Raw genomic sequence first — 22,578 nt, forward strand, 5'->3', positions numbered from 1 at the left:
CAACTATTTGAGGAGACCGTTATGCAACCGACGCCGTTCACTCCGTGGGCATGGCGCGAGCCGTCGACATCGGGCAACGACCCGGTGACGGCGCGGACTGCCGACGAATTCGGCACTACCGGCGTGGATCTGGTCGGCTACAAGGTCGAGGCCACCGATGGTCACATCGGCTCGATCGACAAGGCCAGCCACGACGTCGGGGACTCCTTCCTGGTCGTCGACACCGGCCCGTGGATCTTCGGTTCGAAGGTCCTCCTGCCGGCCGGCACGGTTCAGACGTTCGACCACGACGAGCGCAAGGTCTACGTGGACCGTACGAAGGAGCAGATCAAGGAGTCTCCGGAGTACGACAAGGAGACCTTCGAGTCGCCGGAATACCGTCAGCAGGTGGGTGACTACTACACCGGTAGTTACCGCGACTTCCCTCGCTGATCGCACAGACCCGTCGCCCCGCCCGTATCCCCCACGGGCGGGGCGACGTGCGTCTAGGCCCGGTCCAGGTGGCCGGACAGCCGAGCCGCGCCGGTGAGCATGGCCCGGCCGCGTGCGGTGATCCGCTCCCGCCACTGTTCGATCGACGCGGCCAGGGGCCCGGGGCCGCCGGCCGCGCGGACCTGCTCGATCACGGTCGCGATGTGGTCCAGCCGGTAACCGCCGCGCCGTAGCAGGTGGGCCAGTTCGGCGTCCCGGACGTCGTCGGGGGAGTAGACCCGGGCTCCTTGCTCGCGGGCCGGGGCGAGGATTCCCGCGTGTTCCCATTTGCGCAGGGTGGCGGGGGTGACGCCGAGCTGGTGAGCGAGCGTACCGACAGATAGGTGTTTGTCGGTCTTTCGCGAAGTGAGGGCGTGTGCCGCCGATGCCACCCGGGCCAGGGTCTCCCGATCGCGCTGGAGCTGGACATGGGCGGCGCCGATCGCGGCCAGGGCGGCGTCGAGATCGCCGCGGAGCACGGCTCGCATGATCGTTCCGGCGGCTTCGTAGCCGTACCCAGGAAGAAGTCCGATGTAAGCCGACAAGGCGCTCACGTGGTCGTCGGTGTAGATCCGATAGCCGCTCTCGGTCCGCCTCGCGGGCGGGATCACCCCGGCCCGCTCGTAGTTGCGGATCGCCTGCGCGGACAGCCCGTGCGCCCGCGCCAGATCCACCGGCCGGTGCACCCCGATTTGAGACTTCAGAGCACTCTCCCAGTGGATACTCGAAGAAACCTTCACACGGTGGTTCAACGATACGGTTGAGGTCATGGCTTTCGACACCGAGCTGTCCGCACTGATCTCCGAGCGCCTTCCACACCTGCTCGCGCTGGGCGAGCCCTACCACGGCGAACCGGCGTTCGCCCGGCTCCGCAACCGGATCCTGGAGACCCTCGCCGGGCACGGTTTCCGCTCGATCGTCATCGAGTCGGACCGGGCCGCCGCACTCGCCGTCGACGACTACGTGCAGGGCCGCCGCGACGATCTCGACCTGTCCACCGGCATCAGCCACGACTGGGGTTCCCGGCCGCCGACTCGCGAGCTGATCGACTGGCTGCGGGTTCACAACGCGGACCGGTCGGACGCCGAGCGGATCACCTTCCACGGGTTCGACGCCCCCACCGAGATCCAGGCGGCTCCCAGTCCGGTTCGCTACCTGCGGGAACTCGCCGGCTACCTGGGCGTCGCCGTGGTCCTCGACGACGACGAGGATCGCTGGACCGCACCGGAGATCATGTACGACGCGACGCGCTCTCCCGGCCGGTCACCCGAGGCTCTCGCGCTGCGCGGTCTGGCCGAGGACCTTCAGACCCGGTTGTACGCCGACGCACCGCACCTGATCCAGCAGTCCTCCGCGCCGGCCTGGTACCGGGCCCAGGTGCTCGCCACGACGGCGATCGGCCTGCTCAGCTACCACGCGGCGATGGCTGACCCGGGTACCCAGTCGGAACGGGTCGGACGCCTGCTCAGCACCCGGGACGCGATCATGGCCCGGAACCTGCTCGACATCCGCACCCACGAGCGCGACCGCGGCCCGACCATGGTCTTCGCGCACAACGCCCACCTCCAGCGGCCGTCCAGCAGTTGGGAGACCCACTGGGAGGGTGTGGACATGGCCGCCGAATGGTCCGGCGCCGGTTCGATCGTGTCCGCGCTGCTCGGCGAGCGGTACGTGTTCATCGCCGGAAGTCTGGGCGCCAGCGGCCTCGCCGGTCTGGACGAGCCGGAACCCGGCACGTACGAGAATCGGCTCGGCCCTTCGACCGGCGTCTTCCCGCCCCCGCCCGCCGACGGTCTGCACGACCGGGAGACCGAAGTGCTCGGGCACTTCCCGCTGACCGGAAGCCTGGCCGGCACGTCCGACGCGATCCTGCACATCGGGCACCGGCCGGGCGCCGCCGACGCGGCCCGGATCGCCGGGATGCCCGGAGTGACCGAGACCTGGATCGCCACCGGGTCCGACATGCCGTCCTACACGTGGGAGGACCGGTTCTTCTTCGCCGGTGCGGACCGGATGCGGCCGTTCGCCACCATCGTCCTGCACGACGTGCCCGATTTCGACGAGCGCTCGCAGTTGTCCGGGCCGGGGCGTTACCGGGTCAACGTCGAGGTCGGAAGAGCGCAGTTCAAAACCCTTTTCGGGTACGGGCCGGAAGAGTTCGCCACCCACCAGGAGAAGATCGACTTCGCGGTGGTGGACACACTCATGCCACATCCGGCCTACGCGGTCCAGGGCTGGGCCAGCGTGGTCTGTCCCGGGCCGTCCACCGCGGCTGAGCTGGACCGCCTGCTGGAGCACGCACGGGTCCGGTCACTCGCCCGCCAGCGCTGACTCTTCTCCGTCGACTCCGCTCTGGTGACTCCTGTCTACTGACTCCTCTCTGTTGACCGGATCGTTCCGGGGCCCGGCCCGATGATGCCTTCTGCCCGGGCCCCGGCAGGCGTTGGATTCAGGTATGACCAACGCACTCGTCGTGATCGACGTCCAGGAATCGTTCCGGGCCCGGCCGCTCTGGGCCACCAACAGCAACCCCGACGTGGTGAAGAACGTCAGCCGCCTCGTCGAAGCCGCCCGCGCCGCCGGTGACCAGGTGATCTGGGTGATCCACTCGGAACCCGGCACCGGCGGCGTCTTCGACCCGGAGAGCGGCTTCGTCCGGGTCGTCGACGAACTGCCGCGTGCCGAGGGGGAGCCGCTGCTGGTCAAGACCGTGCACAACGCGTTCACCACCACCAACCTGCAGCACCTGCTCACCGTCGCCGGAGTCCGGTCGATCACGGTGGCCGGACTGCGGACCGAACAGTGCGTGGAGACCACCGCCCGGTTCGCCTCCGACCTCGGTTACCAGGTGACGTTCGCGATCGACGCCACCTCCACCAGCCCGATCCCGCACCCGGACGCCCCCGCCGACCAGACCGTGGAACAGTTGCTGGCCGACCCCCGTACGCTGTCGGCCGAGGACGTGGTGGCCCGCACCGTCTACGCGCTGGCCGGCCGCTTTGCCACCGTCAAGACCGTCTCGGAGATCCTCGGGGAGTGACCGGATCGTGAGCAGGGTGCTGTTCGTCCTGACCCCGCAGGTGCACCTGCTCGACCTCGCCGGCCCGGCCCAGGTGTTCTCCACCGCGCCGGGCTACGAGCTGCTCTACTACGCCGAGACATCGCCGGTGCCGACCTGGCAGGGGGTGCCGCTGGTCGCCTCGTCGTCCTGGCCGTCGCTGGGCCCCGGTGACCTGGTGCTGGTGCCCGGCTGGCGGGACGGCCACGGCTATTTCACCCCCGGCACCCTCGACCGGATCGCCGCGCATCACACCGCCGGCGGCACGGTCGCCAGCGTGTGCGCCGGAGCCGACGCTCTCGGCCGGGCCGGGCTGCTCGACGGCCGCCACTGCACCACCCACCACGGCCTGCAGGACCGGCTGGCCCGCAGCCATCCAGCGGCGAGGGTCGTCCGGGACGTGCTCTACGTCAGCGACGACCGGGTGGTCACCTCAGCCGGCATCGCCAGTGGCATCGACCTGGCCCTGCATCTGGTAGCCCAGCGCCACGGTCCGGCCGAGGCCGCCCTGGTGGCCCGCGAGATGGTGGTCTACGCCCGCCGCAACGGCGACGACCAGCAGGACAGCGCCATGCTGCGCCACCGAGCCCACCTGAACGACGTGGTCCACCGAGTCCAGGACCGCATCGACGCCGACTTCACGGCCACCCTGCCCCTGTCCGACCTGGCAGCGACGGCAGGCGTCAGCGAACGAACCCTGACCCGCCTCTTCACCACCGCGACCGGCCGAACCCCACTGCGCTACCAGCAACTACTCCGCGTCGAACGCGCCGAACACCTGATCGGCCACGGCGCCACCACGGATTCCGCCGCCCGAGCAGTCGGCTTCACCGACGCCCGCATGCTCCGCCGCCTCCGCTCCCGCACCCCGGTGCGATGACCTTCGACTACGAGGCGAGCCGGAACTCGGCGTGCATACCCGTGCCGGTGATCTGGAGATCCAGCTCGCCCTGCAGTGCACTCGCTAGGCGATGCAGCAGAGGGAGCGTGGGCGTGACTGCGCCACCCTCCAGCCGCGAGATCACCGTCTGTGTGGTTCCGGCCCGCGCGGCAAGCTCGGCCTGGCTGATTCCCAGGACGGTCCGCCGGTCATAAACGGCCTGGCCGAGGGCGATCCGGGTGCCGGCCTCGATGTACTCGGCGCTCTCCCGATGCTCGTCCGGAACAGCCCACTTGGTGTGGTATCCCTTCATCGCCTATCTCCTTCACGGTCGTAGAGGTGAGCCGCTGCCCTGTGCTCACTTTCACACACCTTCTGCGCGGCGATGGCACGCTCGACCTCGCTCGTCTCCCGAGCACGGGTCTTGCGGAAGACCGTCAGCAACACGATCCGACGCTGAGGCGCAACCCCAGTAGGTGACCCGCCAGGCAACCCGGCCGAGGTGAAACCTCAGCTCGCGAACCGCTCCCTGAAGATGCTTGCTGTATGGCTCGCCAAGCGTGGTCGGTGCTTCAGCGAGCCTGTCCGCATGAAACTCAACTGTCCGATATGCCGGGAGAGGGAGCGAGTCCAGCCACCTTCTGACCTCGGGCTCTAGCTCGACGTCATACCGATCCCCCATATACGCGAGCATATAGCGATGCGGTGACGATGCCAAAAGCCCCACGGTCCGGCCGAGGCCGCCCTGGTGGCCCGCGAGATGGTGGCCTACGCCCGCCGCAACGGCGACGACCAGCAGGACAGCCCACCCTGCCCCTGTCCGACCTGGCAGCGACGGCCGGCGTCAGCGAACGAACCCTGACCCGCCTCTTCACCACCGCGACCGGCCGAACCCCACTGCGCTACCAGCAACTACTCCGCGTCGAACGCGCCGAACACCTGATCGGCCACGGCGCCACCACGGATTCCGCCGCCCGAGCAGTCGGCTTCACCGACGCCCGCATGCTCCGCCGCCTCCGCTCCCGCGCCCCGGCGGAGTGAGCCTCAGCTAGGCAGTCGCCCTCCACTGTGTAGTCCTGGTCTTGTCGCTGGGCGGCCTTATTCGCGTACCGATCATGCAGAACATGTTGTTCGTTCCGGGAAGTGCGGTTCGATGTGGTTACCGGCTGGATGTCTGACTTGAGGTAACGCCGGCGCGAGGTGGTTCGGTTGGTATCCGCTGGCCTGGCAGGTCGATCGGAGGGCGGTATTGGGCTACTGGGCGAAGCATCCGAAGAAGGAGCTGGAGGACGTACTACAGACGCTCCACGAACACGGATCAAGATCCTGAACCCGCCGAAGTACTACACGGCTCGCTGCTCGTGCGGTGCTCATCAGCGACAGATACATCTGACGCCGAGCAGCGCGCACTACGCGAACCATGTGGTGCAGTGGGCGCGGAACAAGCCCTGTTGGTGACGAGGAAGGGACGACTGATGGTTGAGCTTCGACTGGAGCTTTCGTTTGCCGTCGGTGACCGGGATGGTCAGCCGCTGCCGACTGAGCGACTCCACGCGGTGGGCGAGCAACTCATGGAGGCACTGCTCGATCTGGAGGGTTGTAACGACGGGCTGAAGGATCCGGCGACGTCGAGCGACTCGGACCTCAGCGAGGTGACGATCGATCTTCTCGTCGCCGCCGCGAGTGATACCGAAGCGGTCGGTGTCGCATTGAATCTGTGCCGGACGGCGATTCACGCCATCGGCGCGTCAACGCCGAACTGGCCGTCCGACCCGGCGAGTTCCGCGGACACGGACTTCCGTCCGAAGAACGTGCAGTTCGACTACGTCTCCTGAGCTTCAGCCCACACCTGGTGCGGATCGGACCGTAGGTTGCCACGCGATGGCAGACGGCGACTTGTGTGGTGACTTCGGGTGCGGATCGGACCGTATGTCACCACGCTGGGTTGGCGTCTTGGGCCGCTTCGGCCCGGAAGCCCGGAGTCGGCCCGGTGTGCGGACTGCCGGGGATGTGGCCACGGGGCTGTGCGTTCAGCGTACGAAAAAGAATGGTGTGACGCCGAACGGCCGGACCCGTCTGGCACCGGATCCGGCCGTTTCTTCGGAGGCTTACGCCGTTACTGGGGGAAAGCGCCGGAATCGCGCTTCAGCAAGGCGTAAGCAGGTCACTTGTAGGTGATGTTCGAGGTGCTGAACTTGCAGTTCGTGCCGTCGCCGCCGGTGGCCGCGGTCTGAGTGGCGACCTTGGTGGGTTCGGCGCCGGTCTTGTTGCCCTTGAAGGTCACGCAGATGGCGATCTTCTTCTTGCTGTCGCCGCTGATCGTGATGCCGGAGAGGGTGGCGGTGTCGCCGAAGTTGGAGTTGATGCCGACCAGGCTGCCGCCGGGGGCGGTGGCGGTGACGTTCTTCAGGACGACGCTGCGCTTGTACTGGGTCTTGCAGTTGCCGCAGGAGCGGTACAGCTTGCCGAAGTCACTGACCGCGAAGTTGCTGACGGTCAGGGTGCCGCCGCCGTTGTGCTGGAAGACCTTGTCGTCGGCGCCTTTGGCGGCACCTCCGGTGACCGTGTACTTGGCGCTGGAGCCGCCCTTGAACGTGGCGGCGTCCTCGCCGACGTTCTCCCACCACACGTTGGAGATCGTGCAGGAGCCGAGGCAGTGCACGCCGTCGGCGGCCGGCGAGCCGATGATCACGTTTTTCAGGGTGGCGCCGTCGGCCAGCGTGAACAGCGGGTCCTGGCCCTCGTCCTGGCTGTCGCCGCCGAGCGCGCCGCTGCCGACGAAACGCTTCAGGCCGCCGTCGAAAGTGCCGGAGACCGCTTTGCTCGCGGTCAGTTTGGTGGTGCCGGTGGCGGTCGGGAAGGTCGCCGCGGAAGCGCCCTGGGTATAGACCACAGCGCCCATGCCGAGGCTGAGAGCGACAACCGTCACGAGGCCGGCACGCCAGCGCTTCTGCAGTTTCTTGAACACGAGCGACCCTTCGTAGGAGCGGGAAAAGCGATTCCACTGGGGTAGTGGCCCGCTCCTGCCGAAAGGTTGCTCGTAATCTTGCGTCGTCAAACGGTTACGGAAAGTCGATGTCGGTATCGTCGGCGATGTCGCCGACCGGAATCACCATCACCTGGTTGGCGCGCAGATAGTCACGCGCCCCGCGATCGCCGGTGGCCGTGGCCGCGACCCCGTTCCAATGGTCCCGGCCGATCAGTACCGGATGGCCCCGCCGGTCGCCGTAACCGCCCGTCACGAGAGCATCCGGCCTGGCGTGAGCGACGATCCGGCGCACCGCCTCGGGCGTCACGCCCGGCATGTCCACCAGCAGGATCACGGCCGCTGTCGCGTCGGTCCCGGCCAGATGGCGCAGCCCGGCCCGCAGCGACGAGCCCATTCCGGTGTCCCAGTCGGGATTCGTGATGGAGACCAGATCTCCAGCCGCTGCCCGGACCTCCTCCGCCGCCGCACCCAGTACCACCGTGGCGGGGCAGCCGGCCGACTCCAGGACGGCGACGGCCCGCTGCACCAGCAACCGGCCCTCGTAGTGGACCAGCGCCTTCGGCATGCCGTAGCGGCGGCCCGCCCCGGCCGCCAGCACCAGCCCGGCGGTGGTCATCGCGACAGCACCAGGCCGGGGACGGCGGCCAGCGGCAGCGCGGTCCGCAGCTGGTAGGCGATCCGCCACAGGCCGCCGTGGGTGGCGGCGAAGGCCTCGTCCTGCCAGGCGGCCGGTGCGGCCGAGCGGGGCTTGCGGATCTGGTGCACCAGCAGCAGCGCCATCAGCTTGCTCGCCGTCTCCGGCTCGAAGATCTCCACGTCGAACAGGTGCGCTCCGGCGTAGGCGGCGGCCAGCCACCGGTTGCTGACCACCGAGCGGGTGTTCGTCGGCGGCGCCACGGTGAAGCCGACCGTGGAGTCCCGGCGGGCGACGGTGGCCCGCCACCGGTGGATGCGCTTGGCGAGGGCGTAGTTCGGGCCCTGCTGCGGCACCAGGCTGTCGTTGATGCCGGGCTCGCCGGGGTACGGGTAGTTGGGGCGCAGCATCCGGCCGCCGGTGAGCAGCGCGCCCGCCTTGGACCGGGCCGGCCGGGTGGCGTAACGGTTCCGGGAGTCGGTGACGGCGGCCTCCGGGACGGCGTACACGTCGGTGGGGGTGGCCAGGAACGCGACCGCCGTGTCGTGCCGGTGCTGCCGCAGGTGCGTGCCGAGCGCGTCGACGGCGGCGGCCAGCAGCGGGTACGCGCCGCCGGGGGCGTACACGTAGTTGCCGAGGATCAGCCGGCCCTCGAAGCCGAGCAGCCACTGGGCCACCGCGCTCAGGTCGTTGAGCAGGTCTGCGCCGGGGGTCTCCCCGCTGACCGGGGCGAGCAGCCGGCCGGCGCCCGCGGTGGCGATCTTCTCCACCCGCTCCCAGACGCGTTCCCGGGGCAGGTCCAGGGCGAGGACGGTGCCGCCCCAGCCGAGGACCGAGGCGACCGGGCCCATCTCGGTGCCGGCCCCGGCCGCGACCAGCACCTGGTCGCTGAGGTCCAGCCAGTCCGGGGAGGCGGCCACCTCACCGACGGCCTCGGCACCCGACTCCTCGATCACTCCGGCGGTCACCCAGGCGTCGAGCTGTCGCCGCAGGGCGTCGCCACGGAGCAGTTCGCCCTTGTACGGCAGGACCACCTCGGTCTCGGGCCGGGCGGTCCCCTTCACCTCGACCGTCTCCAGCGAGCGTTCCGGCGCCGCCATCAGCGCCTGGGCCAGGGTGAAGTCGCCGTCGTCCCGCCGGTACCGGATGCGGGCCTGCACCGAGGCGAGCCCGGCTTCGGCGATCTGGTAACCGGCCGCGCCGCCGGCGGCCAGACCCGTCTCGACCAGGGCTTTGAAGTGGCGCGGGTAGCCACGGCGCCAGTCGCTCTCCCGCTCCGCGGCCGCCGCGGCGGCGGGGTCGACCTGGCGGAGCGCGTCGGCGACGACGGCCCGCCCGAAAGCGGTGCTGGAGCGCCGTCCGGACTCGTCGGCGGGGAAATCGATCAGGGGGGCGGTGTGATCCACCGCGTCAGTATCGCCGTCTCCTACCAGCGGAGGAGAAGCCCTCCTCCGACCGGCCGCCGGTACGGCCCCCGGTCGGGTGATTCGGCGCGCGGAAAGGGCCACGGTGAGGACATGACCACCATCGACAGTCTGCCCGCCGTACGCGCGGAAGCCCGCTGGAACAGACCGCTGCTCTGGCTCAGCGCCGCAGCCGTGGTCCTGGCCGTCATCTCCGGCGCCGGGATCCTGCTCGACGACCGGATCGTGACCGGCGCGCCGATCTGGCTCAAGCCGTTCAAGTTCGCCGTCTCGTTCATCTTCTACGGCTGGACCCTCGCCTGGATCCTGGCCGTGCTGCCCCGCCGCAGCCGCGCCGCCGAGTGGGCCGGTGTCGTCATCGTCGGGATGTCGGTGATCGAACTGGCGGTCATCATCGCCCAGGTGCTCCGCGGCCAGGCCAGCCACTACAACGTCAGCACCCCGCTGAACGCGCTGCTCTGGTCGGCGATGGGCACCTCGATCATGGTGCTGTTCATCGCCCAGACGGCGATCGGTGTGGTGGCGCTGCGGCAGCGGATCCCGGACCGGCCGACCGCCTTCGCGATCCGGCTCGGGCTGGGTGTCTCGCTGCTCGGCATGGCCGTAGCGGTCCTGATGACCTCCCAGCAGACCGCGAGCGGGCTGATCGGTGCGCACGCGGTCGGTGTGCCGGACGGCGGGCCGAGCATGCCGATCACCGGCTGGAGCACCACCGGCGGGGATCTGCGGATCGCCCACTTCGTCGGGCTGCACGCCCTGCAGGCGCTGCCGCTGCTGGCGTACGCGCTGGGCCGGTGGACCGGTCTGACCGAACGGGTGCGCGCCGGGCTTGTGCTGATCGGCGGAAGCGCGTACGCCGGACTCGTGTTGTTGCTGACCTGGCAGGCGCTGCGCGCGCAGCCGCTCACCTCGCCGGACTCGATCACCCTGGCCGGGTTCGCCGCGCTGGCGGTGCTGACGGCCGGTGCGAGCGCCGTGGCGATCCGGGGCCGCTCGTGACCGCGTTCCTGTTCGAGCTGACGTTCCTGCTGGCCGCCCCGTTCTGGGCCCTGATGATCCTGTTGCCGAAGTGGTCGTGGACGCACCGGATCGTGTCGAGCCCGCTGATCGCGCTGCCGATCGTGGCGATCTACGGGGTGCTGGTGGCCGGTTCGTTCGGCGAGGTGTGGCCGGCCGTGACGAACCCGACCCTGGACGGGATCCAGGCGCTGCTCGGCACGCCCGAGGGCGCGGCGGCCGGCTGGGCCCACTTCATCGCCTTCGACCTGTTCGTCGGCCGATGGTCCTACCTGGACAGCCGGAAGCGCGGGATTCCGGTGCTGCTGATGGCACCGATCCTGCTGCTGACGATCCTGCTCGGCCCGGTCGGGCTGGCCGTCTACCTGGCGGTGCGCCCGTGGTGGCGCGAACCCCTAGGCTGACGGGCATGGCGCGGCTCTTCAACGCGCGGGAGACACTTCCGCGGATGCTGCTGCTGATCCTCAGCGGTCTCGGTTATCTGCTGGTGGTCTGCGGCACCCAGAACCCGCCGACCGGGCCGCAGTGGGCGCTCGCGGTGCTGGCGTTCGTCTCCGGGCTGCTGCTGCACCGGCACCGGCCGGCCAACCTGCTGGCCCAGGCAGCGCTGTTCGCGGTCTCCCTGGTGGTGCTCGACGATCCGACGATCAGTCAGGTGGGCACCGCGTGGGCGCTCGGCGAGCTGGCGTTCTGGGCGCCGCGCCCGGCCTGGGTCGGTGCCGGAGCGGGCCTAGTCTCGGTGATCTACCTGACGCTCGGCCTGCCGCACGCCGACAGCATCGGTGAAGGGCTGGCCGGTCTGACCACGAACCTGGCCGTGCCGATCCTGCTCGGCACGGTCGGGCGGACCACCGCCCAGCTGGGCGAGCAGGAGGCCCGGCGGGTCGAGTCGGAGCAGCGTGCGGCCCGCGCCGACGAGCGCAGTGCCATCGCCCGTGAGCTGCACGACGTGGTCGCGCATCACATCGCGTCGATGGTGCTGCGGGTCGGCGTGGGCCGGCACGTGCTGCCCGATCTCGACCCGCGGGTCGCGGAGATCTTCGACGACGTCCACCGGACCGGGTCGGACGCGCTGGGTGACCTGCGGCGGCTGGTCACGGTCCTGCGAGACCCCGATGAGGTACGCCGGGACGCCTCGCTGACCGCCATCGAACCGTCCGCTCTGCCCGCCGCGCTGGCCGGTGCCGTGGAGAAGGCCCGCCTGGCCGGGGTGAACGTGGAGGCCGAGATCGATCCGTCGGTCGGCGGCCTGGACGCGGTCCGGGGTCTGGCCGTGCTCCGGCTCACCCAGGAGGCGCTGACGAACGTGGCCAAACACGCCGGCCCGTCCGCCACCGCCCGGCTGCGGGTGACGCTCACCGCATCCGATGTGGACTGGGAGGTCACCGACGACGGCGGCCTGCCGGGCACCCGCGAGGTGCCGTCCGGTGGCGGGCACGGCCTGACCGGCATGCGGGAGCGGGCCGAGGTGCTGGGCGGGACGCTGTCGGCGGGACCGTCCGGGAAGGGATGGCGGGTGGCGACGATGCTGCCGGGGGAGACCGCGTGATCCGGGTGCTGCTGGTCGACGACCAGCAACTGATCCGGGCCGGCCTGCGGATGCTGTGCGACGCCGCGCCCGACATCGAGGTGGTCGGCGAGGCCGGGGACGGGCGCCTGGCGGTGGAGTCGGCGGCCCGGCTCGTACCGGATGTGATCGTGATGGATCTGCGCATGCCCGGTGTCGACGGGATCACCGCGACCAGCCGCATCGTCGCGGCTCGTCCGTCGTCGCGGGTGCTGGTGCTGACCACGTTCGGCGACGACGACCACCTCTACCCGGCGTTGCAGGCCGGCGCGTGCGGTTTCCTGCTCAAGGACGCGCCTCCGGAGGAGTTGCTGCACGGGATCCGGCAGGCGGCGGCCGGGGAGAGTCCGTTCAGTCAGGACGTGCTGCGTCGGCTGGTCCGGCGCGCGGTGGACGCCCGCCCGGAGCAGCGCCCGGTGGTCGGCGGCCTGACCGTCCGGGAGAACGAGGTGCTCGGCCTGGTCGCGGAGGGCCTGAGCAACGCCGAGATCGCCGAGCGCATGCACATCGGGGTGACCACGGTGAAGACGCACATCACCGCGCTGATGACCAAGACCGGCAGCCCGAACCGGGTCCGGCTGGCGCTGCTCGCCCATCGGGGGTGAATCCTCAAGCCGGGCTTCCGGCGGCCGATCACGGCGGTCATGCGAAAGACGATCCTTGCCGCGCTGGTCGCCGCTGCCGCTCTGGTGGTCCCGTCCCCGGCACAGGCCGCCCAGCCGGAGGATCGTTACATCGTGACGATGCGGGACAGCGCGCCCGGGTTCACCGCGGGCGATCTGGTGCGCGGTTTCCGGGCCTTCCCCGGGTTCGTCTCCACGATGACCGCCGCCGAGGCCCGCCGGGTGGCCGCCGACCCGAACGTGCGGTCCGTCGAGGTGGACCGGATCGTCTCGCTGGCCGGTGTGCAGAAGAACCCGACATGGGGCCTGGACCGGATCGATCAGCGCGCGGTGAAGCCGTCCAAGACCTACCGGCCGTCCGCCGACGGCGACGCGGTGCACGCCTACGTGATCGACACCGGGATCCGGATCAGCCACACCCAGTTCGGCGGGCGTGCGGCGTACGGCTACGACTTCGTCGGTGACGACGCGGTCGCCGACGACTGCAACGGGCACGGCACCCACGTGGCCGGCACGATCGGCGGCTCCACCTACGGGGTGGCGAAGAAGGTGAAGCTGGTGGCCGTCCGGGTGCTGGACTGCCAGGGTGAGGGCTACATCTCCGACATCATCGACGGCGTCGACTGGGTGACCGAGAACGCGGTCCGCCCGGCGGTCGCCAACATGAGTCTCGGTGGCGGACGGAGCCCGTCGCTGGACTACGCGGTAGCCGACTCGATCGCCTCCGGTGTCACCTACGTGGTGGCGGCCGGCAACGAGAACGTCAACGCGTCGCTGAGCAGCCCGGCCGACCTGCCGCAGGCGGTCACGGTGGCGGCCGGTGACAGCAAGGACCGGCGGGCGTACTTCTCCAACTACGGCAAGCTGGTGGACCTGTTCGCGCCGGGTGTGAACATCAAGTCGGCCACCGCGGCGAGCAACACCGCGACGGCGAAGTACAGCGGCACCTCGATGGCCAGCCCGCACGTGGCCGGTGCGGCGGCGCTGATCCTGGACGCGTACCCGTACTGGACCCCGGCGAAGGTGCAGGCGAAGCTGATCGCCGACTCGACCAAGGGCAAGATCACCGACCGTAAGGGCAGCCCGAACCGGCTGCTCTACGTCCCGGCGCCACCGAAGGCCGTGGTGATCACCACCGGCCAGACCCCGAACGCCGCCGCTGGCGTCGCCTACTCGGCGCGGCTGGCCCTGAAGCCGTCCCGCCGGGGCACCTGGAAGCTCGCCTCCGGTTCGCTGCCGCCGGGCCTGTCGCTCTCCGCCGCCGGGGTCCTGTCCGGTACGCCGACGAAGGCCGGCCGTTACCCGGTGACCGTCCGGTTCACCGACTACGTGCCGCAGGCAGTGACGAAGAAGATCATCATCCCGGTGCTCGCGTCGGCTCCGGTGATCGAGACCGCGATGCTGCCCGGCGCGGTCGCCGGTGACGACTACGAGCAGGGGCTCACCGTGGCCGGTGGCCGCGCGGGGACCTGGACGCTCGCGTCCGGCGCCCTGCCGGACGGTCTCGCCCTGGCCGGTTCCGGGATGATCAGCGGCACCGCGGCCACGGCCGGCGAATTCACCTTCACGGTGCGGTTCACCGACACCGCCGGACAGACGGCGACCAGGCTCTACACGGTCACCGTCAGCTGACGGCCGGGCTCACCAGTCCAGGGCGGCGGCGTACTTCTGGGCGATCGCGGCCGACTCCGGCAGGTCGGACTCCAGCACCGGCAGGCCGGGCCGGACCACGATGGCACCCAGCTCGACCAGCAGCTGCCGGAGCAGCGCCTCGGCGGCGGTCGCCTGCGTCGTGACCCCGGCGGTCACCACCGGCACGGCCAGCTTACCGGCCAGCGCCCGGGCCGGGAGCTGGCCGAGCAGGACCTTGAGCACGCCGGTGTAGCTGCCCTTGTCGGTGGGGGTCGCCACGACCAGCAGGTTCGCCTCGCCTAGGACGGCGACCGCGGCCGCGGTCGCCTCGTCACCGGGCACGAGCAGACCCGGGCCGAGGGAACCGGCCTCGATCACGTGCGGCTGTGGTGAGCCGAGCCGGCCGGCGATCGCCGCACCGACCGCCACGGCCAGCGCTGAGGTCCGGGACCCGGCTCGCGGGTTGCCGGACACCACCACGATTCCCGTCATTTCGGCTCGCGCCTTCTCTCTGTTGACGGTCCACTCCCTGGGAAAGCCCAGCTGTGGCGCTGAAATATCCTAGTTATCCGATGGGTGATGGTCACTGGCCAGGATATGATGCCCGCCACTATGATCGGAGATGCCTATCTAACAGATAGGAAATGTATCCTTGCGGTGCGCCCGGCCGCAATCGGCCGGTGCACGTGCCCCCTGAAGGGTCAGAAGGAGTAGTCATGTCCGTTCTCGCCGTCGCGCACCCGCACGCCACGTACCCCCGCCCGGTCTTGCTCAGGCCGGTGCCCGACTCGCCGCCGGAGCAGCAGTTGGACGACGATCAGGCCCCCGTCACCGTGACGATCAGCATCGCCGGGGGTGCCGGTGGCCGGGAGCGGGTGCTCGCCGCTCTCCGTGAGCTGGTCGATGCCGCCGGTGCCACCGCCGCGGTCGAGTTGGGGGGTGCCGAGGCCGGATCCCGGCCGGGGGGCGCCGCCGAGATCCGTCTGGACCCGCGGGCCCGCACCGCGTTCCGGGGTGGCCGCCTGCTGGAGCTCAGCCGCCTGGAGTACGACCTGCTCCTCTTTCTGGCCCGGCACCCGCGTCAGGTGTTCAGCCGGGCTCAGCTGCTCACCCACGTCTGGGGTCACCGGCACACCACCAATCGCACGGTCGACGTGCACGTCAGCCGCCTGCGCACCAAGCTCGACGACCCGGAGCTGATCACCACGGTGTACGGCCTCGGTTACCGGCTCGCGGACGACGCTCCCATCGTCGTCGTCGAGCGGTAGGCGGGTCGTCGAGGTGTGTCGATGTAGGGCTCGTGCCGGCCGGCGACGAAATGTTGCCGGCCGGTTACGCTTCTCCGGACTTTCATCCCGAAAAGGCCATAAGCCCACGATATGCCCTGGGTGTTTTGCCTGGTCACCATCATGTCGATCTATGTTTGGTGATCATTAACCCGCCTTGCCCTTAGATCGAACAATTTAAATACTACGAGCACGAGGTACGTCGGATCGGCGTACCCCACCCGTTCCCCTGGGAGGAAACGTGCTCAACCCGATGCTTCGCCGACCGATCGTCGGCCTCGCGGTGGGCGTTCTCGTCGCCAGCGGCTTGGCCTCGTCCCCCGCGTCGGCCGCGCCCATCATCAGCGGCGACCACTCGGCTCTCGCCAGCACCCTGGACGCCAAACTCGGCGCTCGTGACGCCGGTTCATACGTGGACGCCTCCGGCAAGCTGGTCGTGAACGTGACCGACGCGGCGACCGCCGCCGAGGTGCGGGCCGCCGGTGCCACCGTTCGCTACGTCAAGCACAGCGGTGCGACCCTGGCCGCCGCCGACACGAACCTCAAGACCAACCTGAAGACCCCGGGCACCGCCTTCGCGGTGGACCCGGTCACCAACCAGGTCGTGGTGAGCGTCGACGAGAGTGTCACCGGCGCCAAGCTCGCCGCGGTCCAGGCCACCGTCGCCAAGCTCGGCGACACCGCCCGCGTCGAGAGCGTTCCCGGCACCCTGAGCACCTTCATCGCCGCCGGCGACGCCATCTACACCGGCGGCAGCCGCTGCTCGCTCGGCTTCAACGTGCGCACCAGCGCGGGCGTGAACTACTTCCTGACCGCCGGGCACTGCACCAACGCCGGGACCACCTGGACCAACGGCTCGGCGACCCTCGGCACCCGGTCGGGCACCAGCTTCCCGACCAACGACTACGGCATCGTCCGCTACACCAACACCACCATCGCCAAGACCGGCGGTTTCAGCTCCGCCTCCACCCCGGCGGTCGGCACGGCGGTCACCCGTCGCGGCTCCACCACCGGCACCCGGACCGGTTCGGTCACCGCGCTCAACAGCACGGTGAACTACTCCCAGGGCTCCGTCTCCGGTCTGATCCGGACCACCGTCTGCGCCGAGCCGGGCGACAGCGGCGGCCCGCTCTACCGCGGCACCGCCGCCTACGGCCTGACCTCGGGCGGCAGCGGTAACTGCACCTCCGGTGGCGTCACCTACTTCCAGCCGGTCACCGAGGCGCTCAGCGTCTACGGCGTCTCGGTCTTCTAAGACCCACCGCGTCTTTCTAGACACACCGCACGGCACCGGCCCCCGATCCACGTGGATCGGGGGCCGGCGCCGTCTCAGCTGCTCTCGTGCACCCGCTCCTCGCCGCGGCGGCGCAGCATCTTCAGGCCGGGCAGGCCCGCGATGGCCAGGTGCAGGTCCTCGGTGACCTCGAGAAGCTTGTGCAGGTCCGGGCCGACCTGGTCGAGCTTGCCCAGCAGCGGCATCACGTCGGTGACCAGGTGGTGCTGGAGCGCCGGCAGCTGGTCGATCATCCGGATCGCGGCGGTCACCTCGTCAGGCGTCAGCTCGGCGACGAAGCGGGCGGCCAGCGGGGCCGCGTCACGCAGCGCCGGCGCGTAGTCGCCGATCAGAATCTCGACCTCGCCGGCCACGGCGCCAGCCCGGTTCGCGATGGTGGTGACCTCGCTCACAGCCGTGGAGGCGTCGCCGACGACCACGCCGGCCGCCTCGGCCGTGATCGACACCCGTCGAACGAGATCACCCGCGGTGGCTGAGATGGCAGCCGCCTCCTGGACGGTGAGAGCCGCGACATCGGCCACCGCCCGAGTCTCGGCCACCGTCGCCTCGGCGGCCGCGACCACCGCGGAGACCCGGTTGATCAAGGCCTCCACCTGCGCGACCGCCAGCGTCGCCCGGTTGATCAGGAGCTCGCTCTGCCCGATCAGCCCGACCGCCCGCACTGGGATGGTCGCGGCGGTGGCCGCCGTCTCGATCACCTTGCCGACCGCTGCGGAGGTGAGCTGAACGGCGCCGGACAGAAGATTGAACATGGTTCCATTGTGCGCCGGTTCCGCACCCCGCACCCGGTGACGCAACGTACGGGCAGCGCAGCGGTGCGTCGAAAGTCAGGAATACACAGGAATCCGGCGAGCCACAGAGGCCACCGACACGGCAGTATGCATGGGTGCCTAGTTCCCGAAACTTGATCCTCGTGGCCGCCGCGGTGGGCATCCTGGGAGGTTCGGTCCTGGTCGCCCAAGGCATGCTGGGCAGCGGTTCCGGCGGAACCGGCGGCTCGCTGGCCGGCTCCTTCCGGGACGTCCCGGCGGCGGCGTCCCCCACGCCGACCGGCCCCACTCCTGAAGAGCTGGCCGCCATCGAGCGCGCCAAACGGGTCAAAGCCCTCGACGCGGCGCTCAAGAAATACGCGACCGGCAAACCCGAGTTCTCCGTCGCCGTCTTCGACCGCAAGACCGGCGAGACGTACGCGTACCGCGGCGACGAGAAGTACGAGACCGCCAGCATCGTCAAGGTGCAGGTGCTCGCCTGTCTGCTGATGACCGCCCAGGACGACGACCGCAAGGTCACCACCAGCGAGAAGTCCCTGGCCGACAAGATGATCCGGTTCAGCGACAACGCCGCCACCACGTCGCTGTTCAGCAAGATCGGCCGCTACACCGGGCTCAGCGCCTGCAACAAGCGGCTCGGCCTCACCCAGACCAAGGTCAGCAGCTCCTGGGGCCTCACCAAGACCACGGTGAAGGACCAGGTGAAACTGCTCGCCGCGATCGAGGACGAGGACGGCGAGCTGGACGGCACCTCCCGGCAGTACGCCCACAAGCTGATGACCACCGTCTCCACCGACCAGGACTGGGGCGTCCCGGCCGTGGCCGCGGAGGGCGAGGACGCCGCCGTCAAGAACGGCTGGCTGCAGCGTTCCACCGAGAGCAACCTGTGGATCATCAACACGGTCGGTCAGATCACCGGCGACGACACCGACGTCTCGATCGCCGTGCTCTCGCACACCAACAAGAGCATGACCGGCGGCATCAGCCTGGTGGAGCGAGTCGGCAAGCTCACCCGGACGCACCTGAAGTACTGACCTCGCGGCGCTTGTCCCACCACGTCAGGGCTTGGTTGACCAGCAGTATCACCACCACTGCGGCGACCACGCCCTGCCACGGCTCGGGAAAGAGCGACCCGCCGGCCAGCCCGATCGCGGCGTAGACCACCGACCACAGCACGCAGGCCGGCAGGTTGGCGACCACGAACGTACGCCACCGGATTCCGGCGAAGGCGGCCGCGAGCAGCACCGGGATCCGGCCGCCCGGGATCAGCCGGGACACCAGCAGAACCGGCACCTGCCGCTCCCGCAGCCGATCCTTCACCCCGGCGAGCCGCTGTTCGTCACGCAGCCAGCGCAACCGGCGGGCCAGCTTCTCACCGCCGAACCGGCACATCGCGTACATCACCAGATCGCCCGCGTACGCCCCGGCCGCGCCCGCCGCCACCACGAACCCGATCGAGAACGGGTGCTCGTGGAACATCAGCGCCGCCGTCCCGCTCACCGCCGCCCCGGTCGGCACGATCGGCACCACCGCACCGAACGCCACCACCAGCAGCAACCAGCCGAGCGAACTCAGCGTGCCGATCACGCGGCCGGCTCCAGATCGAGGGTCTCGCCGTGCGCCAGCACCCGCACCCGGCTGTCCGGTGCCGCCTGCGCGGCGAACTCGGCGAACCGCGGCCCCGGCTCGTCGAACATGTGCCGCCGCACCCGGCCCATCCCGATCGGCCAGAACGTCCCGTAATGCACCGGCACCGCCCACGACGCCTTCACCCGGCGCAGCGCCTCGGCACCGTCCCGGGCATCCAGGTGCCCGTGCGCGCCGAGCGTCGGGCCCCAGCCGCCGACCGGGATCAGTGCCAGATCCAGCGGCCCCAGATCGGACATCTCGTCGAACAGGCCGGTGTCGCCCGCGTACCAGGTCCGGGCCACCCCTTCCACGACGAACCCGACGGCGATCGCCCGCTCCCGCGACCACGGCCCCCGGTTGCCGTCGTGCGCGGCCGGAACCGCCCGCACCCGCACCGCGCCCACCTCGGTCTCCTCACCCGGCGCCAGCTCCACCACCCGGCGGGCCATCTCCGGGCCCAAGGCGCGGGCGGCGAACCCCCGGGCTCCCTTGGGCACGATCAAGAGCGGATTGCCGGGTACGGCACGAAGTGACGCGCAGTGGAAGTGATCGGCGTGCAGGTGCGACAGCAGGATCGCGTCCGGAGCGCCGGGCAGACGGGGTGACGGGCCGGCCATCCGCCGCAGATGCGCGAGCCGGCCGGTCAGCACCGGGTCGGTCAGCAGCCGGGTGCCGGAGTCCTCGAGCCACACGGTGCTGTGTCCCCACCAGGTCACTCTCACCGTTTCACGGTACCCAGGCGGCGCAGGGCGAACCCGCAGAGGCGTGCGAACATGTGCTGGAACCCGACCGCGAACGGCCCGGCCACCCGCATCAGCGGGCCCGCCGGGCGACTGAACGCGGTCACCACCAGCCACACCCGGTCGTGCTCGTCGCGTTCCACCACGAACGCCTCCTCGCCGGTGGCCGGATGACCCGGCCGGGTGCCGTACGCGAACCCGATCCGGTCACCCTCCTCCAGCGTCCAGACCACCTCGCACGGCGCGCGCAGCGGCCCGAGCCCCACGGTGAGCAGCACCCCCGGAGCGGCCCGGTGGGCGTCGGCGGTGATCCGGGTGCCGGTGGCCCGGTGCATCCGGAAACTGAGGACCGCCTCGCCGGCGCGGGCCAGCACGTCCTCCCCGGTGCCGAGCCGGGTGCGGTAGCGCAGATGCCGGTACCCGGCGGGTAGCCGCCCGGTCCGCGTCGACCCAACATGGGGGTACGTCAAATCGGTCACCCGAGAAGTGTGCCTCGCACGTGTCCGGCCGTGCCGGTCGAGTCGCCGCCGTGACATGACTCCGGCAAACTGGGCGACGTGACAGGACCACGCTCCGCCGTCGTGTACAACCCCAAGAAAGTGGCCGATCCCGATCACCTGCGGCGTACCGTCCACGAGGCTCTGCGCCGGGCCGGCTGGCCGGCACCGGCCTGGTACCAGACGACCCCCGGCGATTCCGGCCGCGGTCAGGCCAAACAGGCGATCGCTGAGGGCGCCGAGCTGGTCTTCGCGTGCGGCGGCGACGGCACCGTCACCGCCGTCGTCACCGCGCTCAGCGGCACCGGCGTGGCCCTCGCGGTCCTGCCCGCCGGCACCGGCAACCTGCTCGCGGCCAATCTGGGACTCGGCAACGACCCGGCCGCCGGGCTGGAGGTGGCCCTGGAGGGCGGCCGCCGACGTATCGACGTCGGCATGCTCGGCGACCGCTGTTTCGTGGTGATGGCCGGCATGGGCTTCGACGCCCAGATGCTGGGCGACACCTCGGAGCGGGCGAAGAAGCACATCGGCTGGCCGGCCTATCTCGGCGGCGCCGCCAAACACCTGCTGGACCGGCCGATGCGGGCCCGGATCCGGCTCGACGGCGGCCCACCGATGCCCCGCCGCCCGGCCGCCGTGATCGTCGGCAACGTGGGCCGGCTGCAGGGCGGGGTGAAACTGCTCAGCAAGGCCGAGCCTGACGACGGGCGGCTCGACGTGGCCATCCTCAGCCCCACCAACCTGGCGCACTGGGCGGCCCTGGCCTGGGCCGTGCTCAGCCGCCGGGAGCGGGTGCCGCTGATGGAGACCTATACCGCACAGCGGATTGAGATCTACAGCAACCGGGCACAGGCCCGCCAGCTCGACGGTGACACCATCACCCCGGGCAAGGTCATGAAGATCCAGGTCCGGCCGAAGGCGCTGCTGCTCTGTGTGCCCCAGCCGGACGCTGATCCGGACCTGGCGTACGACGCCTCCGCGGTTGCCGAACGTGCCGAACCGCTTCGGGAGGCCGTGGCGGAGGAGAAGGCTTGAGCAGTACCGAACCGGTCCCCGAGACCCGGATGATGCCCGGGGACAAACTCTCCGCCGACGACGCGTTCCTCGCGTTGCGGCACTACGGGCGCTGGCCGCTGCTGCACGACGCGTTCGTCCGGTTCCGCTACGGTGACGGCTTCAGCCATTCCCGGGCGTTCGGCTTCCAGCTCTGCCTGGCGATCGTGCCGTTCCTGATCGCTCTGTCCGGGCTCGCCACCGACCTCGGTGTCGAGGACGGCGGCCAGGTCGTCGCCGACACCGTCATCGCGCTCACCCCCGGCGCCAGCGAGCCGCTGGTCACCGAGCTGCTGATGGACGACGAGCGGACCGAGGACGCCGGTGAGCTGGCACTCACCCTCGGTATGGTCACCGGCCTGTTCGCGCTGACCAGCGCGATGGCCCAGATCGAGCGTGGCGCCAACCGGATCTACGGCGTCGAACGCGACCGGCCGGCACTGCCCAAGTATCTGCGGGCCGCGGTCCTGGCCCTGATCGCCGGGCTCCCCGCGCTCTTCGGCTTCCTGCTGCTGGTGGCCGGGAAAGCCGCCGGTGACTCGGCCGAGGAACATTTCGGCATCTCGTCCGGGCTGCGGGTGGCGTGGGACGTGGTCCGCTGGCCGGTCAGCCTGGCCCTCATCGTCTTCGCCGTCGGCCTGCTCTTCCGCCATTCGGTACGCCGCAACCAGCCCGCCCTCTCCTGGCTGCTGTTCGGTGCCGTGGTGTCGACCGTGCTGTGGTGGCTCGCCAGTCTTCTGCTCGCCGGATACATCCGGTTCAGCGACGGCTTCGGCGCCACCTACGGCCCGCTCACCGCGATGATGGCGCTGCTGATCTGGGCCAACCTGACCGGCATCGCGATCTTCGTCGGTCTCGCCTTCGCCGCCCAGCTGGAGGCCCGTCGTGTCGGCGTGCCCCGGCCCGCTCTGGAGGACCGCTGGGAACCCGACGAGAAACCGGACATCCCGGCGCAACGGGATCCCGGTGTGACACCCGAGCCGGCCGGGTAAGCAAGCGCGCACCCCCAAACGT

The 22,578-nt window shown here is 70.3% G+C and carries 27 protein-coding genes; 16 read left to right on the forward strand and 11 right to left on the reverse strand.

Going from position 1 to position 22,578, the window contains the following annotated elements; translation table 11 throughout:
- Positions 1-21 precede the first annotated feature (21 nt).
- A complete protein-coding gene (locus BLU81_RS41930) occupies positions 22-432 on the forward strand; it encodes a PRC-barrel domain-containing protein (RefSeq protein ID WP_092554567.1) in 411 nt (136 codons plus the stop codon).
- A 53-nt stretch (positions 433-485) separates the two neighbouring features.
- Here the strand turns inward: BLU81_RS41930 and BLU81_RS41935 are convergent, their stop codons facing one another.
- Entirely contained in the window at positions 486-1,157 is a 672-nt protein-coding gene (locus tag BLU81_RS41935) for a TioE family transcriptional regulator (protein ID WP_092554569.1), read from the reverse strand.
- A gap of 82 nt (positions 1,158-1,239) precedes the next feature.
- On the opposite strand from BLU81_RS41935, the gene BLU81_RS41940 reads away from it, so the two are divergent.
- From BLU81_RS41940 to BLU81_RS41950, 3 genes are all read left to right on the forward strand, one after another.
- Positions 1,240-2,802 carry a DUF6194 family protein gene (locus tag BLU81_RS41940; RefSeq protein ID WP_092554571.1) on the forward strand — a complete coding sequence of 521 codons (1,563 nt, stop codon included), beginning with the start codon at positions 1,240-1,242 and terminating at the stop codon, positions 2,800-2,802.
- Between the two features lie 124 nt (positions 2,803-2,926).
- Positions 2,927-3,511 carry an isochorismatase family protein gene (locus BLU81_RS41945; protein ID WP_092554573.1) on the forward strand — a complete coding sequence of 195 codons (585 nt, stop codon included), beginning with the start codon at positions 2,927-2,929 and terminating at the stop codon, positions 3,509-3,511.
- A gap of 7 nt (positions 3,512-3,518) precedes the next feature.
- Entirely contained in the window at positions 3,519-4,409 is an 891-nt protein-coding gene (locus tag BLU81_RS41950; RefSeq protein ID WP_092554575.1) for a GlxA family transcriptional regulator, read from the forward strand.
- 7 nt (positions 4,410-4,416) lie between these two features.
- Here the strand turns inward: BLU81_RS41950 and BLU81_RS41955 are convergent, their stop codons facing one another.
- Both BLU81_RS41955 and BLU81_RS52180 read right to left on the reverse strand, forming a co-directional pair.
- The gene (locus BLU81_RS41955) at positions 4,417-4,722 is read right to left on the reverse strand and encodes a helix-turn-helix domain-containing protein (protein ID WP_092554577.1); all 306 of its coding nucleotides are present in this window, start codon (positions 4,720-4,722) and stop codon (positions 4,417-4,419) included.
- Between the two features lie 51 nt (positions 4,723-4,773).
- Positions 4,774-5,103: a type II toxin-antitoxin system RelE/ParE family toxin gene (locus BLU81_RS52180; RefSeq protein ID WP_407923875.1), complete on the reverse strand. Its 330-nt coding sequence runs from the start codon at positions 5,101-5,103 to the stop codon at positions 4,774-4,776.
- Between the two features lie 17 nt (positions 5,104-5,120).
- Between BLU81_RS52180 and BLU81_RS41965 the strand changes: the two genes are divergently transcribed.
- Positions 5,121-5,450 (forward strand): helix-turn-helix domain-containing protein, encoded by a 330-nt coding sequence (locus BLU81_RS41965; RefSeq protein WP_231954893.1) that lies wholly within the window; start codon positions 5,121-5,123, stop codon positions 5,448-5,450.
- Positions 5,451-5,839: 389 nt separating this feature from the next.
- A complete protein-coding gene (locus BLU81_RS41970) occupies positions 5,840-6,244 on the forward strand; it encodes a hypothetical protein (protein ID WP_157752004.1) in 405 nt (134 codons plus the stop codon).
- Between the two features lie 329 nt (positions 6,245-6,573).
- Here the strand turns inward: BLU81_RS41970 and BLU81_RS41975 are convergent, their stop codons facing one another.
- From BLU81_RS41975 to BLU81_RS41985, 3 genes are all read right to left on the reverse strand, one after another.
- Entirely contained in the window at positions 6,574-7,377 is an 804-nt protein-coding gene (locus tag BLU81_RS41975) for a pectate lyase (RefSeq protein ID WP_231953772.1), read from the reverse strand.
- Positions 7,378-7,471: 94 nt separating this feature from the next.
- Positions 7,472-8,014: a nucleotidyltransferase family protein gene (locus BLU81_RS41980; protein WP_092554581.1), complete on the reverse strand. Its 543-nt coding sequence runs from the start codon at positions 8,012-8,014 to the stop codon at positions 7,472-7,474.
- Positions 8,011-9,438, reverse strand: coding sequence for a hypothetical protein (locus tag BLU81_RS41985; RefSeq protein WP_231953773.1), 1,428 nt, complete (start codon positions 9,436-9,438; stop codon positions 8,011-8,013). Before BLU81_RS41985 ends, BLU81_RS41980 begins: the two co-directional genes overlap by 4 nt.
- A 111-nt stretch (positions 9,439-9,549) precedes the next feature.
- On the opposite strand from BLU81_RS41985, the gene BLU81_RS41990 reads away from it, so the two are divergent.
- Genes BLU81_RS41990 through BLU81_RS42010 form a run of 5 tightly spaced genes read left to right on the forward strand, consistent with a single transcriptional unit; the run spans position 9,550 to position 14,295 of the window.
- Entirely contained in the window at positions 9,550-10,455 is a 906-nt protein-coding gene (locus BLU81_RS41990) for a hypothetical protein (RefSeq protein WP_092554583.1), read from the forward strand.
- Entirely contained in the window at positions 10,452-10,877 is a 426-nt protein-coding gene (locus BLU81_RS41995) for an ABA4-like family protein (protein ID WP_092554585.1), read from the forward strand. Before BLU81_RS41990 ends, BLU81_RS41995 begins: the two co-directional genes overlap by 4 nt.
- Positions 10,878-10,882: 5 nt before the next feature.
- Positions 10,883-12,022 (forward strand): sensor histidine kinase, encoded by a 1,140-nt coding sequence (locus BLU81_RS42000; RefSeq protein WP_172890720.1) that lies wholly within the window; start codon positions 10,883-10,885, stop codon positions 12,020-12,022.
- Entirely contained in the window at positions 12,019-12,645 is a 627-nt protein-coding gene (locus BLU81_RS42005) for a response regulator (RefSeq protein ID WP_092554587.1), read from the forward strand. The genes BLU81_RS42000 and BLU81_RS42005 overlap by 4 nt, the downstream gene beginning before the upstream one ends.
- A 39-nt stretch (positions 12,646-12,684) precedes the next feature.
- On the forward strand, positions 12,685-14,295 hold the full coding sequence (locus BLU81_RS42010; protein WP_092554589.1) for a S8 family serine peptidase: 1,611 nt from the start codon (positions 12,685-12,687) through the stop codon (positions 14,293-14,295).
- Positions 14,296-14,304: 9 nt separating this feature from the next.
- Here the strand turns inward: BLU81_RS42010 and BLU81_RS42015 are convergent, their stop codons facing one another.
- Positions 14,305-14,787: an NADPH-dependent FMN reductase gene (locus BLU81_RS42015; RefSeq protein ID WP_092554591.1), complete on the reverse strand. Its 483-nt coding sequence runs from the start codon at positions 14,785-14,787 to the stop codon at positions 14,305-14,307.
- A gap of 224 nt (positions 14,788-15,011) precedes the next feature.
- On the opposite strand from BLU81_RS42015, the gene BLU81_RS42020 reads away from it, so the two are divergent.
- Together BLU81_RS42020 and BLU81_RS42025 are read left to right on the forward strand one after the other, a co-directional pair.
- Positions 15,012-15,563, forward strand: a complete 552-nt coding sequence (locus BLU81_RS42020) for a winged helix-turn-helix domain-containing protein (RefSeq protein WP_092554593.1) — start codon at positions 15,012-15,014, stop codon at positions 15,561-15,563.
- A gap of 271 nt (positions 15,564-15,834) precedes the next feature.
- Positions 15,835-16,836, forward strand: a complete 1,002-nt coding sequence (locus tag BLU81_RS42025; RefSeq protein WP_092558410.1) for a S1 family peptidase — start codon at positions 15,835-15,837, stop codon at positions 16,834-16,836.
- Positions 16,837-16,910: 74 nt separating this feature from the next.
- On the opposite strand, the gene BLU81_RS42030 is transcribed toward BLU81_RS42025, so the two are convergent.
- Positions 16,911-17,627 (reverse strand): hypothetical protein, encoded by a 717-nt coding sequence (locus tag BLU81_RS42030; RefSeq protein WP_092554595.1) that lies wholly within the window; start codon positions 17,625-17,627, stop codon positions 16,911-16,913.
- A 134-nt stretch (positions 17,628-17,761) separates the two neighbouring features.
- On the opposite strand from BLU81_RS42030, the gene BLU81_RS42035 reads away from it, so the two are divergent.
- Positions 17,762-18,679 carry a serine hydrolase gene (locus tag BLU81_RS42035; protein ID WP_307833807.1) on the forward strand — a complete coding sequence of 306 codons (918 nt, stop codon included), beginning with the start codon at positions 17,762-17,764 and terminating at the stop codon, positions 18,677-18,679.
- On the opposite strand, the gene BLU81_RS42040 is transcribed toward BLU81_RS42035, so the two are convergent.
- The 3 genes from BLU81_RS42040 to BLU81_RS42050 are packed head-to-tail and all read right to left on the reverse strand — an operon-like array spanning position 18,654 to position 20,493.
- Entirely contained in the window at positions 18,654-19,232 is a 579-nt protein-coding gene (locus BLU81_RS42040) for a DedA family protein (RefSeq protein ID WP_231953774.1), read from the reverse strand. The genes BLU81_RS42035 and BLU81_RS42040 overlap by 26 nt on opposite strands.
- Complete coding sequence (locus BLU81_RS42045) at positions 19,229-19,996, reverse strand: MBL fold metallo-hydrolase (protein ID WP_092554597.1); 768 nt, start codon at positions 19,994-19,996, stop codon at positions 19,229-19,231. Before BLU81_RS42045 ends, BLU81_RS42040 begins: the two co-directional genes overlap by 4 nt.
- Positions 19,993-20,493 (reverse strand): DUF1990 family protein, encoded by a 501-nt coding sequence (locus tag BLU81_RS42050; protein ID WP_092554599.1) that lies wholly within the window; start codon positions 20,491-20,493, stop codon positions 19,993-19,995. Before BLU81_RS42050 ends, BLU81_RS42045 begins: the two co-directional genes overlap by 4 nt.
- A 78-nt stretch (positions 20,494-20,571) precedes the next feature.
- Between BLU81_RS42050 and BLU81_RS42055 the strand changes: the two genes are divergently transcribed.
- Positions 20,572-21,546, forward strand: coding sequence for a diacylglycerol/lipid kinase family protein (locus BLU81_RS42055; RefSeq protein WP_092554601.1), 975 nt, complete (start codon positions 20,572-20,574; stop codon positions 21,544-21,546).
- Positions 21,543-22,556 (forward strand): YihY/virulence factor BrkB family protein, encoded by a 1,014-nt coding sequence (locus tag BLU81_RS42060; RefSeq protein WP_092554603.1) that lies wholly within the window; start codon positions 21,543-21,545, stop codon positions 22,554-22,556. The genes BLU81_RS42055 and BLU81_RS42060 overlap by 4 nt, the downstream gene beginning before the upstream one ends.
- Positions 22,557-22,578 lie beyond the last annotated feature (22 nt).

This window comes from Actinoplanes derwentensis, assembly GCF_900104725.1.
GTDB lineage: Bacteria > Actinomycetota > Actinomycetes > Mycobacteriales > Micromonosporaceae > Actinoplanes > Actinoplanes derwentensis.